At 73.9% G+C, this 14,438-nt stretch carries 1 protein-coding gene (cut by both window edges); it reads right to left on the bottom strand.

This entire window lies inside a single protein-coding gene on the bottom strand: locus ACF1DX_RS25310, encoding a hypothetical protein (protein WP_391793412.1). The 62,007-nt coding sequence extends 30,249 nt beyond the window's left edge and 17,320 nt beyond its right edge, so the window shows coding positions 17,321-31,758 — codons 5,774 (partial) to 10,586 (complete); the first complete codon in reading order (the gene reads right to left) occupies positions 14,434-14,436. Both the start codon and the stop codon lie outside the window.

Raw genomic sequence — 14,438 nt, 5'->3', positions numbered from 1 at the left:
GTCGTCGGAGCGCCGGAGCCGCCCGTACACCTCGTCGACCGCGGCACGGAAACGCCGCGCGTACGCGTCCGCTTCCCCGGGCCCGTGCCCGTCGCCCGCGTCCTGGACCAGGGCGACCCGCAGCGTCAGCCGGACGCCGAACTGACCGCCGGCGAAGAGCGCGTACCGGTACTCGGCGGTGCGCTCGACACCCTCGGCGGAGAAGCGCACGCTCTCGGGCGGCGTCTGGGCCAAGGGCTTCTCCCGCGGCCAGCGCAGGTACGGCTGCCGCGCCGTGGGACGGAACGCGGCGTGGTGGTCGTCGCGGACGATGCCCTCGACGCGCACCCCTTCGACCTCGCCGACCCAGCGGTAGGAGCCGTCCGGCCGGTCCAGGACCGTGTCCGCCTCGATGGCGGCCGCGTGCGCAGCGGTCACGGCGTGGCGCACGTCGACGGGGCTCCAGTCCCTGGGGAACATGACGTGGTCGGTGTCGTCGACATGGGACTCCCAGCGGGTGTTGAGCCCGCTTTCGAGAGTCGTGTGGTCGACGTCCGGGTCCAGGAACCTCACCACTGCCCGGTACGTGCCGTTGTCCAGGTCCTCATAGGGGAAGACGTCGACTCCGGGGAGGTCACCGCCGTCCCTGAGGGGCAACTGGTGGACCCCGGTGCGTGTGCGGCGGTCACCGAGGCGCGCCACGTCCTCCGCCCGCTGGGAGAACCGGGTACCGCCCCACCCGGCCGCGGTCGGCCGCATGTACGGGGGGACCCGCAGCCCGCTCTGGTCGCCGGCGGGCCGGAAACCGGTGAACTCCCCTCGCTCCACCTCGCCCTCGATACGGACCCCGCCGTACTCGCCGACCCAGCGGAACACCGCCGCACGCCCCGGCACCGCGGACACGCCGTCGTGCCGCAGCGCCCACAGGTAGGCCTGCTCCGCCGCGTGGACCGCGTCGTCCTCGGTCCAGTACCGGGGGAACATCACCGTGGTGGCGCGCTCCCCCGCCCGCCCGGCGGAACCCGCCGCCAGGTCCCCGGCCACCCGGTTCCAGCCGTCGCCGTCCCGCAGCCCGCCGCGTGACGTCACCGCCCCGTCGGCCGACTCCACCCTGAACACGCCGTTCGGACTCGGCCTGCCCGCCTGCTCGCGACGGGGCCGGTCCGACAGTCCGTCGGGCATCAGGTGCCCCCCGGTACCGTCCGCACCGCCGTACAGCACGGCCTGCCTGACCTCGAGGGAGAACTCCGCACGCTCCGGCAGCCCGTCGTCGCGCCGGGCCGCAGCCGCCTGCCCGGCCCCCGCGGCCCGCAGCGCCGCGTCCGCGTCCGCGCCGAGCCGGCGCAGGTACCGGGCGGCGACGAACATCCGGCCGGAACGCAGATCCACCTGCTTCCAGGAGACGTCCGCGTCGACATGATGCATGTCACGGTCGTCCCTGTGCAGGCTGGCCATCAGACCACCGTCGGTGTACACCGCGCGGAAGCCGTGCGACGCCTCGCGGTACTCGTCGCTGAGCCCGTACCAGTGCCCCACTTCGTGGGCGAACGTCCCCGCGTCGGGGTCCACGACCGAGAACCGCGCGGCGTCGGAACGGAAATCCCGGGTGGACAGCAGCACGGTCCGGTGCGCGTCGGCGGGTGACGGGACCACCTCGAAGTCGAACCTGAGCAGGTCGCCGTTGGGCAGCCGGACACCGGCGTTCCACACCGTGTCGACTTCCGCCCGGACACGTGCCTCGAACGCCTCGACCCTGTTCGCCGGCCCCGTCCCGGTCGCCGCCCCGCCCCCGCCGGCCGTCCGTGGGTCTCCCGCCGGGTCGAACTCCCACGCGACCCGCACCACGAGCCGGCTGACCGTCTCACCGTCACCTCGGCGATACCGCTCCACGTCATATCGGCTGTCGAACGTACCGAGGTTCGTTCCGTTCGTACTGCGCGCGACCACCGGCGCGCTCCCCAGCAGCACGGCGTCGTCCCCGATCACGACCACGTCGGCCGCTCCGGCCCCGGACACCGGCAGCCCGGCGTCCGCCACCACGTCCGCGGGGGTTCCGTGGACCGGGGTCCCGGTGTCGCGTCCGGTCACGGAGGACTCGCCGAGCCGGACCGAGTCGGGATCGAGGTAGTACGACGAGGCGCCGCCGCCCAGGCCCGGACCCGGTGAACGCAGGGCCGGGTTCGCGGCGGCGAGTGCGTCGGCCTTCTGACGGCCGGCCTCCGTTCCGCCCTCGTCCAGGCTCGCGGCGATCTCGGCGAGCGCGGCGTGCTGGGCGCCGCGCACTGCCCGCGCCTGCTCGTCCTGGCCGATCACCACGGCCGGGCGCAGGAGGGCACCGGCCCGGGTGAGCAGTTCGTCCGCCCGTTCCCGGGTGACGTCCAGTCGTTCCGCCAGCCCGCGTGCCACGGCCGACATCCCGGTCAGCGCCTCGGGGTCCAGGCCCAGCTCCCGCAGTGCGGCCTCCGCCGTCCGCATCGTCTTCTGGGCGGTTCCCATGGCGCGGACCCGGTGCTTGGCGTCCTGGACCCGCTCCGCGGCGTGCTGTCCCGCCACCGCCGTGTGGTACGCCGACAGCGCCTGCGCCAGCCGCTCCACCTCGCGGTCGGCCGGTCGGGCCGTCCCGGTCGCGGTGTTCGCGACCGCCGCCGGTACGTCCTTGGCCTTCCCCTTCCCCTTCCCCTTGGGGTCCGCGGCGGCGGCCCGCTCCGCCGCCCGCCGCGCCAGCTCGCGCGACGTCACCAGGGCGGGGTGGTTGGACACCGTGCCGATGTCCAGCGGGCCGGGCGTGTACCTGGCCCCGTTGCCGTCCCACAGGTAGTCGTTGCCCTGCCGCGTGGCGCTGATCGCGTACACGAGGACGTCCACCCGGCCGTCGTCGGCCAGCACGTAGGCGAACGAGGCGCCGCCGCTGCCACCCCGCAGGTGCACATGGAGCGCCCGGTCGGTGCCCAGCTCCCGGCCGCGCTCCTGCGGCAGGCGACTGCCCGACGCGACCTCCCGCAGCCTCTCCAGCCGGTCCTCGCCCAACTGGTCCTCGCGGACGTGGCTGGCATAGACCAGCCGTCCGCTGTGCTCCCACGTCTCGGGGGACTGCGGCCGGAACGCCGCCAGCCGTTCCTCCACCGCCGCGGTGTCCTGGGCCAGCCGCGTCTCCCGCGCCGTACGCGCCCGCTCCCACACGCCCCGCGCCGCATGCCGCACGCGGCCGTGGAAGTCGCCTTCCAGGAGGACGCCCATCCGGTCCAGGTGAGCCTGGAGATCGCTGTCGAAGTCCTCCAGGCCGCCCTCGCCGGAGGCCAGGAACTCACCGAACGCGTAGGCGCGCCACGCCCCCGGGTCCCGCGCCACGTCCTCCACCACCGTGGGCGCGCCCAGCAGCAGGGGCAGCAGTTCCGGGTGCTCTCCCAGCTTCCCGGCCAATTCCGCCGCCGCCGGGTCCAGCAGCAGCTCGCCCACCTCGGGCACCGACGCCAGGGCCTGGGCCCACACCGACCCGGGCTCCGTGCCCTGTGGGGTCCGGGCCTTCCCGCCGCCCGTGCGCGCCGTCCCGCCGGACCCGCTCGTGCCCGTCGCGCGCGCGGCCTGCCCGTCGCCCGTGGACACGGCCCGTGCCGGAGCGAGCGCCGCCGGCAGCAGCTCTCCCGAGGGGTCCTCGGTCAGCTCGCGGAACCGCTCCGGGTCGCGGGCCAGCCGCTCCAGATCACCGGCGAAGCCGGGTGTCCCGAGCGCGGCGGCACGCCACCCCGGCACGGTGAAGAACCGCAGGGCGGACTCGGTGCGGGTGTCGAGGAAGCGCGTCAGCGACGCATAGCCCAGCAGGCGCCGCAGCTCCAGCGGGTCGATGTCCGCCAGGGACTCCGCGTCGGCCGTGAGGACCTCCAGGAGTTTCTCGCGGCCGGCCAGTCTGCGCACCACCTGCGGAGTCAGCGCGTCGGCCAGCGCCTCACCGGCCCGCGCCGCCCGCCACAGCGGACCGTCCGCACGCGCCTGGTCCACCAGACCGTGGCTGCGCAGCAACGCCGCCGTCAGCCAGGGCGCCTTGTGCAGGTCCCGCCCGATCCGTGGCTCGTCCGCCATCGCCCCGGCCAGCCCGTGGACGGCGTCCAGCACGACCCGCAGGGAGCGCTGTCCGCCCGCCAGCTCCGCCGCGATCTCCGGCTGCTCCCGCAGCAGCCGGTGGGCCTCCGGGCGGCGCGCGAGCAGCCGCGCGACCTCCCGGTCCGCCGCGAGGGCCACCACCACGACCGGGGTGCGCAGTACCGTCTCCAGCAGTTCGGCGGAGCCCAGCACCACGTCCATCTGCTCCGGGTGCTCGGCCAGCACCTCCAGCAGCCCGTCCGCGGTCATGAACCGGAGGAAGTGGTCGGCGTCGGTGAACGCCCGCGGGTGGTTCACCAGGCCGGCGGCCAGCCCCGGAACCCACTCCAGCTGCTCCACCAGCACCGGGTCCCCGATCAGCGCCCGCGTGACCACCGGACTGCTGAGCGCCGCGCCGACGACCAGCGGGCCCGGGTCCGTGGTGAGGTCGATGTCGGCGAGTTCCTCCACCAGTTCGCCGGCCTCGGGCTCCAGGAGCATGAACGCGGCCGGTTCGCCGTCCGCGAAGGCGCGTGCCGTGTGACTGGTCTTGTAACCCAGGTTCTCCACACGCGGGTCCGTGCTCATCAGGGAGTAGTTCCGCGGCTGGAGGTGGAAGAGCCGGGCCAGTTCGCGGTTGCTCGCGACGTGCCGGGCGAAGTGCGGGTAGGCGTTCAGGATGATGCCGGCTCGGGGGTCCTCCATGACCATGCGGTAGAGGTAGTCGTCGACGCGCAGTGCCTCGGTGAGGGGCGCGTTGCCGTGGAGCGCGGGCAGGAGTTCCGAGGTGTGGTCCATCAGGCGTGCCAGGAGCTGCCGCCTCGCACCGAGCGTCGGCACCAGTTCCTCGTTGGCGTAGAGGGCAGATCCCATGGCGACGCTGCGCCGGGCGGCGTCGAGCAGGGCCGCGTCCTCGCGGACCGTCTCCTGGACGGCGATCCAGCGCCGACGGGTGGCCTCGTCCGCGTCGGGGAACTCCGTGAGCTGCTCGAGGCGCCGCGCGGCCTCTTCCGGCGCGAGCTGCCAGAGGCCGGCCAGGGCCGTGTCCCGGTCGCCGAGTACGACGCCTTCGGGCGACAACGTGGGTTTGCCGCTCTCCTTCTCGACGAGCTGGGTGAGTTCGGTCGTCCAGCCCTTGCCCTTCCTCTTCTGCTGCTTCCTCCTCACTTCGGCCACCTGGGACTGGAACTCCGGGCGGGCCAGCGCCGCGACGAAACCGGGGCGCGCGATCGCCTCGCGCAGGGCCTCGGGCACGAGCGCCAGCAGGCTCAGCAGCGTCGTGTTGTCCGCGCTGCCCAGCGCCTGAAGCAGCGACGCGTCGTGGAACAGCCGGCTCCAGTGGGCGGAGGACAGCCGTACGGTGGCCTTCCGGGAGGCCAGCCTCGCCACCACGGTCGGATGGGCGTGCAGGTGGTTCACCACAGCGCCGCGCAGGTGGGCCAGTACGTCCTGGTACTCCCGGGCCAGCCGGATCGGGGCGGCGTTGTCGCCGAAGAGCACGTCGAGCAGTCGCCGCAGGTCGGTGGCGTCGGCGAGCGTGCTTTCCACCTGCGGGTTCGTCGCGTGGACGAAGAGGCGCTCGTCCGTGGGCCGCACCGCCCAGGCCTTGCGCAGCCCGGTGAGACTCTTCAGCGGCGGGTTGTACCTGAACAGGTGGGCCAGCGCGGGATTCGAGAACGCCATCTCCCCGACGGCGGGGTCGGCCTCGGCCGCTCGCGCGAGCCTGCTGCGCAGGTCGTGCGCGGGGGCGTCGAGGAGGGAGGAGACGCTGGTCGACAGGAACCACTGTCGCAGCTGCTCGTGCCGGAGCGCGGCTCTCAGCAGGTGCGGGGCCAGCAGCGGGGATCCGTCCCGCACCCCCTCGCGCAGCCGGGCCATGTCGGGGCTCAGCAGACGCCGGTACTCGTGGGGGTCCGCCAGGAGAGCGGGGTGGCGGACCAGCGTCCGGGCAAGGGCATGGTCGGCCTCGCCCAGGGTGGCCCGCAGGGCGGGATCGGCCGTCAGGACGGCGTCCAGGGCCGGAATCGCCGCCCTGGCCCTGTCCACGGGGGAGGCGGACGGACCCGGTTCGGCCGGAGCGGGCAGGTGGGGGGAGCGCGTGCTGAGCAGCGCGTCCCGCAGGTCCGCGTCGGGCACCGCGTCGAAGTGGCCGGGAGTGTGGGACAGCGCCCCGGCCACCTCGGGGTTGTCCACCGCCGCCGTGAGCGCCCCGAGGTCACCCGCGAGCCGTTCGGCGAAGGCGGGGACGTCCGTCAGGACGTCGACCAGCCGCGGGCTGGTGGCGAGGGTCTCCACCACGGCCGGGGACGCCACCGCCGCGGCCAGCAGCCGCGGGGCTTTGACCAGCAGCTTCGCCTGATCGGCGTGGAGCTGTAGCTGCTCCCGCAGCCGCTTGTACTCCTTCGACCTGAGCAGGTTCTCGTAGTCGACGGCGAGGCCCCGGCCCTCCGGACCGGAGACTTCCGACAGAGCCCCGATCAGCGACCACTCCTGTGCGAGTGTCCAGGCCTCCTCCGCGGCGTCGGAATCGTCCATCTTCGCCGTCCTGTTCACCAACGCCGCAGCGAGCGCGCGGTCCTGGACGAGGTGCTGTGCCGCCGGGCCGGGGCCCGCCGCGGCGGTGATCAGGGCCACCCGGTGGTCGAGGGCCGCAGGCAGCCCGGGGGTGGTGAGCAGCGAGTGGACCGACAGGTGGTCCGCCTCGATCGCCTCCACCAGTTCCATGCGTCCGCTGCCGTGCGTCCGGAGCAGGTCCTGCATGTACTGCGGCTGCCGCCCGTACTGCGTGAGGATGTCTTCGGGCAGTCTCTGCATCTTCCGCAGCATGGTGCCCGACCGGGACAGCACCTCCAGGAGGTCCGGCTGCAGCTGGAGCAGTACGCCCAGCGTGGAGTTCTCGGCGATCGCCCGGAGCAGGTGCAGGCGGTCCGGCCGCACCAGGGAGTCGACCGTCGACGCGTGCTCCGGTTCCCTCCACGACGGGTTGAACGCCATCGTCAGCATCAGTTCCCTGACCGGCCACCCCTCGTGCCAGTCGGTCCTTGTGATGACCTTCTGCACGGGTGCGACCAGGTTCTCCGCCGGGTACTGGCCGTGGCCCAGCTCCGTGAACACCTTCCTGGCCAGTTCGCGGAGCTGCCCGGTGGACGGGCCCCCGGACGTCGAGGTGCCGGTGCGCGAGGCCCGGTCGGCCACGGTCTCCGCCGCCCGCCTCCGGGGCGGGGCGCCGCCGACGGGCCCGGCGTTCGCGGACCGCAGGGCCGGATTCCCTTCCACGAGCAGGTCGGCCGTCTCACGGGCGGCGTCCTCCCCCTGCCGGTGCAGACTCTCCGCGATCCTGGCCAGCGCGGCGTGGACGGCCGCCCGCTGCTGCTGGGTACGTGTGTCCCAGCCGATCGACACCGGCGGCCGAAGCAGGCCGCTCGCCGCGGTCAGAAGGTCCTGGGCCGTGCCCCGGGGGACGTCCAGCAGTTCGGCCAGCCGTGCCGCTTCCTCCGACGTCCCGGTCAGCTCGTCCGGGTCCAGCCCGAGGCCGGCCAGGCGCTGCCGCGCCGCGGCCACCTTGCTCCGCGCCTGGGACAGCGCCCGCGCCTGCGCCCTGGCGTCGCGCAACTGCTGCGCGGCGTCCTGTTCGGCCTGGGCCGTGTGATGAGCGGACAACGCGTCCGCGACCGCCGTCAGCCCGGGATCGCCCGGCGCGACGGCCGTCTCCGAAGCGGTCCCCGTCCGCTCCTTCTCCTTGCCCTTGCCCTGGCTCCGGTCCTTCGCGCGGACCCTGCCCTTGTCCGCGGCTTCCGCGGCGGACAGCTCCCGTGCCCGCTCCACCAGCTTCCGGGACTCCACGACGGCCTCGTGGTTGTGCACCGCCCCGATCTCCAGCGGACCGTCGACGTAACGCGTTCCGGAGCCGTCCCACCGGTAGGCGTTGTTCTTGCGGTGCGTGCTGACCGCGTAGACCAGCACGTCCACCCTGCCGTCCGCGCCGAGCACGTACGTGAACGACGCGCCGCCCCTGCCGCCCCGCAGGTGCACGTGCAGCGCCTGGTGCGCCCGTGCGTCGTTCTCCCGCGGCCGCAGCTCCCCCGTCGCCACCCGCCGTACGACCTCGAGGTCGTCGGGGTCGTCCAGGCGCACGTCGGCGGTGAACAAGGGACGTCCGCTGTGCTCCCAGGTCCCAGGGTCGTCGGGCCGGAAGGCCCTCAGCCGTGCCGCGGCCTCCGCGTCCTCCCGTGCCCGCCGTGCGTCCCGCTCTTCGCGGGCACGCCGCCACACCTTCAGCGACTCCTCGCGCACCCGGCCGTGGTAGTCGCCCTCGACGACCGCGCCCACCTGGTCCAGGTGCGCCTGGAGGTCGCTGTCGAAGTCCTCCAGCCGGCCGTCCGGCGAGGACGCCAGGAACTCACCGAACGCGTACTCGCGCCACGCCTGCGGTCGGGCGCTCACGTCCTCCAGCACCGATGCCGAACCCAGCAGGAGGACCATCAGCTCGGGATGGCCGCCCAGTTCGCGGACCATCTCCGCGCTCGCCGGATCCAGCAGCAGCCCGGCCACCTCGGGCATCGACGCCAGCGTCCGGGCCCACACCGTCGCCGGGCCCGCCTCGGACCCGGTCACGGTCCTCCCCCTGCCCGCGGTCACCGCCCCGGCGCCCTTGCCCGCGCCCTGCGCGCGGCCGGTCCCGGCCGTCGCGTCCCGGTCGGCCGGCCCGGCGGCCGTCGACGTCCGGGCCGGCGCCAGCTCCCGGAGCAGGGCCTGCTCCGCGCCCTCCTCGAACAGCTCCGGCGAGCGCACCACCAGCCGCCGCAGTTCGCCCACGAGCCCAGGCGTTCCCAGCGCGCGCTCGCGCAGCCCGGACACGGCGAGGAACCGCCCGGCGAACCACAGGTGTCCGTCGAGGAAATGGGTCAGGTCGGTGTTGGCCAGCAGACGCCCCAGTTCCAGTCGCCCGACTTCGGCCAAGGGTCCCGGCCGCTCCGCCCATTCCCGCAGCAGTGCGTCCCGGCCCACCAGTCTGCGCACCAGTTGCGGCGTCAGGGCACCCGCCAGTACCTCCGCGGCCCGCGCCGCCCGCCACAACGGACCGTCCTCGCGTGCCTGCTCCACCAGCGCGTGACTGCGCAGCAGCGCGTCCACCAGCCAGGGCGCCGTCCGCAGGTCCTCCGCCACCCGGCCCACGTCCGCCAGGAGCTGTGCCAGACCCGGCACACCCTGCAGCGCCCTGCGCAACGACCTGGAGTCCCCCGCCAGATCGCGCGCCACCTCGGGCCGCTCCCGCAGCACCCGGTGCGTCTCCGGACGGCGTGTCAGCAACTCCGCCACCTGGGCGTCCGCCGCGAGCGCCGCCACCACGTCCGGGGTGCGCAACGCGGTCTCCAGCAGCTCCGCGTCACCCAGCACCACGCCCACCAGCTCGGGGTGGCTGTTCAGCGCGCCCAGCAGGGGGGTGGCGCTGAGGAAACGTCCGACATGGTCCGCGTCCCGGAACACGCCGGCGTGGTCCGTGATCCCGGCGGCCAGCCCCGCGATCTCCCGCAGCAGTACCGCCTGCTGCGGGGCACGCACCAGCGCCTGGGTGACCGGCACGGCGCTGATCGCCGCTCGCACGGCGTCCCGGCCGCCCGGCGACAGGACCAACCTGTTCAGTGAATCGGCCAGTTGGTCAGCGGCAGGTTCCGCAAGCAGGCGGACGACGGGACTGCGGTCCGCGAAGGCGCGCGCGAGGTCCTCACTGGCGCCCACCAGGTAGGCGAGGGGGAGGCGCGATCCCGCCAGCCGGTTCATGTCCGGGGCCAGGTGGAAGAGCCGGGCGTATTCCCGGTTCTGGATGATCAGGCGGGCCTGTATGCGGTCCTCGGCCAGCTTCTCGACGGCACCGGGGTTCTCCGTGAGGTAGCGGTGGAGGTGGTCGTTGGTGCGCAGTGCCCTCGTCAGGTCCGTACGGGACACGAGCAGAGGGAGCAGCCCTGAGGTGCGGTCCAGCAGGAGCGGCAGCAGGGGTCTGACCTCCAGTGTCGGGACCAGTTCCGGGTTGGTGAACAGGGCCGCGCCCAGGGCCGCGCTCCTCCTGGCGGCCGCGAGCAGTTCACTGTTCCCGCGGACCGTCGCGTCGACGGCCAGGAGCTGCGCGAGCCGCTGCTCGTCCTGCGAGTCCCCGTGGAGCGACCTGAGTTCGTCCTGGGCCGCGTGCTGCGGGAGGCTCCACAGACGGGCGTGGGCATGGTCCCGCGCGCCCAGTTCCACGCCTTCGGGGGACAGCACGGCTTCACCGGCGTGGTCCTGGACGGCCCTGACCAGGCCGCCGGCCCAGTTCCCCCGCTTCTTCTTCTTCGCGCCGGCCGCCGCCGTGACGGCCTCCCGGAACGCCGGCGTGTCGAGCGCCGCGACGAAGCCGGGCCGCGCGACCGCCTCACGGAGCGCTTCCGGCGCGGACGCCAGCAGGCCCAGCACGGTCTCGTTGCGCGGGTCGCCCAGCGCGGTGAGCAACGACGCGTCGCCGAACAGCGCCTTCCAGTGCTGGAAGGGCATCTCCACGGCCGGCCGGGAGGCCAGCACCTTCACCACCTGCGGATGGGCCTGAAGGTTCACGACCATGTCGTCGGTGAGGACGTTGAGGACCTTGGCGTTCCTCCCCGAGACACGGATCAGCGCGGCGTCGTCCTGGAAGAGCACGTCCAGAAGCCGGCGTGTGTCGGAGAGGGTTCCCAGGGCTTGGTAGAAGCCCGGAATCATGACCTTGGTGAAGATGCGTTCGTCGTCGGGCCGCACCGACCAGCCGTGCACCAGGACGGTGAATATCGACAGCTCCCCGCCCATGATCAGCAACGGGGCGAGCGCCGGGCTCAAGAACAGCATCTGGCCCACGATGGGGTTCGCCTCGGCCTCGATGGCGATCCTGCGGCGCATGTCCGTGATGGGGGCCGTGATCGGCCCGTCTCCCCAGAGCAGCCACCGCCGGACCGATTCGTGGCGCAGCGCGGAGCGCAGAATGTGCGGTGCCAGCAGGGGGGAGCCCTCCCGCACGTACGGGATCAGGCCCCTTCCGGCGGAGGACAGCAGGCGCCGGTACTCGTGGGGCCGGTCGAGGAGCTGGGGACGACGTGCCAGCGTCTCGGCCAGCTCCGGGTTCTCCCGCAGGACGTCCGCCAGGCGGGGTTCCTCCGTCAGCAGCGCGTGCAGGACGGGGATGGCCCCCCTGGCCCGCTCCACGGCCGGCGCCGACGCTTGCGGCGCGGCCGACGCGGGCGGCGGCGTCGGCCGCGTCGCCGCCCGCAGCGCTTGGAGCAGCTCGCCGTCCGGCACCCGGTCGAAATGGGCGGGCCGGTGCGACAGGACCTCGGCCAGGGCCGGGTTGCCCACCGCGGCGTTCAGCCACTGCGGGTCGCTCGCCAGTCGCCCCGTGAAGGCCGGCAGGTCCTCCAGGACGTCGACCAAGGCCCTTTCCCGACCCAGAGTCTCCAGTACGCGCGGGTCGTTCGCCACCGCGGTGAGCAACCGCGGCACCCGCACCACCAGCTTCGCCATGTTGGCCTGCAGCCGCAACGCGTTCCGCAGCGCCCGGTCGCCGATCACCCGTGCGTAGTCGATGTCGGCCCCGTCCGCCGACGCGTTGAACAGGGCGTCGTTCAGCGACCACTCCTCGGCGTACGACCGTGCGCCGCTCACACTGCCCTGTGCTGCCAGGGCTTCGGCGATCCGGGGGAACTGCACGAGGGTCTGTGCCACCGGCCCGTGGCCCGACACGGCCAGGACCAGTGGAACCCGCCACCCGAGCGCCGCGGGCAGTCCGGGAGCGTGCAGCAGCATCGCGTGGTCGTCGTGCCCGCCGGTGATCGCCTCGATCAGTTCCCGTCGTCCGTCGTCGGACTTCCTCAGCAGGTCCTCGACGTACTCCGGGTACCGGAGGTAGACGGCGAGGAGGTGTTCCGGCAACCGGCCGAGGGCGTCCAGCACGGTGTCCGACTCGGCCACCACCGCCAGGAGGTCGGGGTGCCCGTGCAGCAGTGCTCCCAGGTTGGGCCGGAGAGCGACCGCCCTGATCACGTGCAGATGTTCGGGCCGTGTCAGAGCGTGCAGCGTGTCCCGGTACTCGTCCTGACCGAACTGCGGGTAGACATCCAGAATCCGGGCGACCTCCCCGACCGGCCACTCCTCGTGCCAGGTCCTCCTGGCCACCCTGGCCAGCGGTCCGATCCGCCGCTCCGCCTGGGCAAAGTCGTGGCCGAGCGCGCGCAGCGCCTTCGCCGCGACCGGCCGGAACCGGTTCATGAACTGGGCGTCGGACGCGAAGGCGCCGCCGCGGGAGGCGCGGTCGGAGACGGGCTCCTGGGCGTCGCGTCCCCGGGGAGGCACTCCGCCCGGCAGGCCGTGCCGCTGCTGGGTGCCGAACTCCGCGCGCAGTTCCTCCGACAGGCTCTCCGCGCGCCGCCGGTCGCCCCGGTCCAGCCGGTACGCCACCGCGTGGGCGATGGATTCGTACAGCTCCCCGTAGGCCGCCTCGTCCTGCGACCGTCCCGTCCGGTCGATCGGCGGGGGCTGGTGACGGCCCGTCATGATGTTCGCTGCCTCTGCCAGCAGCGCGTCACGCCTGGCGGGCTCCAGGCGGTCCATCGCCTCGCGGGCCCGCCGGAACTCCTCCGACCGGGCGGCCAGCCCCGCCGGGTCCACCGCCGGGTACCGCGCCCCGTCCGCCGGCCGGGCGCTCTGGCTCCGGCCCGCCGCTCCCGGCTCCCGCGCGGCCTCCTCGCCGCGCTGGGGCACGTCGAGGGCGAGGGGCACGGGAACGCGGACGGCCCGGGCGGTGCCGGTGGTGTCGGGTTCGGGGACGAGGTACAGGGCGCCGTCGGTGACGGTGAGGCGGTACGGGCCCGCCTCGGGTGAGGCGGGCAGGGCCCTCTCGGCGTCCGCCAGCACCCCCTCGGCGTTGTCCAGGACACCGATCCAGCCGCTGTCGCCGCGCAGCAGGTGCCCGACGCCGTCCTCCCGGCTCCCCTGGACGAAGTCGTGTCCGTACGGGATCCACGGGCCGTCGGGCAGCATGCGGCCGCCGGGCAGCTCGACGGCGCCCAAGGTGCTCACCCGGTAGGTGAAACCGTCGCCCGTACTGCCGCCCGCCTCGGCGACCGGGTACGGCTGGAACACGGTGAGCCACCGCTCCGGCTCCTGCCGCCCCTTGCGCGCGTCCGCCGCGTCGAGAACCCGCGCGGCGGGAACGTACTGCGGCGGAGTGCCGGTCGTACGGGCCCCGGACACCGTGAGGGCGTACCCGGCCGGCCACCGCTCGGCCACCGGATCGGCCCCGGCGTCCCGGCTGCCGCCGAGCATCGCGGCCAGGGAGGAACTCTGTGCCTGCCCACCGGCCAGCACGGCGGCGGCGGTCCGGGCGGCACGCTGGATGTCGGCCTGCACCGGCGGGGCGGCGAGGTCGTGCGGATAGTGCTGCTGGAAGGTGGTGAGGGCGGCGACCACGGAAACCGTGGGGCGGACGGCCTCGGGCAGGTAGTGCCGGACGGTCGTGACCGCACCGGTCTCCGCGGCGGTCGGAGGACGCCGGAAGTGGAGGGCCAACGCCGCGTAGACGGTGATCTGCTCGGCGGTCGGCCGGGTCCCCGCACGGGTCTGCAGACTCACCGCGGAGTCGAGGACGTGGAGGGCGTACCGGGCCGCGGTGGTGACGCGCTGCAAGGTCTGCTGTGCCGCGGGTGTCACAGCAGGCGCGGTGAGTGCCTGCCGCGCGCGTCGGTCGAGGTCGTGGACCTCCTGGCGCACGGACGGGGGCAGCGGTCCGCCGAGTGCGTACGAGGCCGCCGACAGGGCGATCCGTCCCATGACGGTGGGGGGCAGCAGGAGGACGCTGTTCACGCGTCCGGGGGCGGGCACCCTCAGGCGGGTCGCCTCGTCGAGCCCCCGGAGGGCGGTTACGACCGGGTGGTCGAGGACCTGCACGGCCGCCGGGGCGGAGAGCTGCATCTGCTGAGCGCGGTCCGCCTCGCCGTACGCGTCCCGCGCGACCTGCTGGAGCAGGGTGAAGGCCGCCTCGACCTCGGCGTCCGTGTGGCGGTCCTGGTCCGCCCCGAAGTTGCGCATCTCCAGCAGCATGAGCCCGTGCCGGAGCGGAGGTTCGCCGCCGAAGTCCAGGTCGACGTAGTCCTTCATGCCGACCGCCTCGTCCTGGCCGACGCTGTGCTCCTCCGGGACCGGGGTGAACATCGTGGCGAGGTACTGCCGCAACGTGGCGGTACGCCTGGGAAGCATCTCGTCGAGGATGCGCGACGTGTCCACCGGTGGGTGGCCGGCGGCCGCCCGGCGCGTGGCGACGAAGGTGCGTACCTCCCCGGCGAAGAGGTTCACGACCCACTCGTGGTTGGCCGCGAGGAACTGCCGGA

The organism is Streptomyces sp. NPDC014676, from assembly GCF_043084105.1.
Taxonomy (GTDB): domain Bacteria; phylum Actinomycetota; class Actinomycetes; order Streptomycetales; family Streptomycetaceae; genus Streptomyces.
The sequence above is the reverse complement of the archived record's forward strand: the minus strand, read 5'-3'. Positions and strand labels throughout refer to the sequence as shown.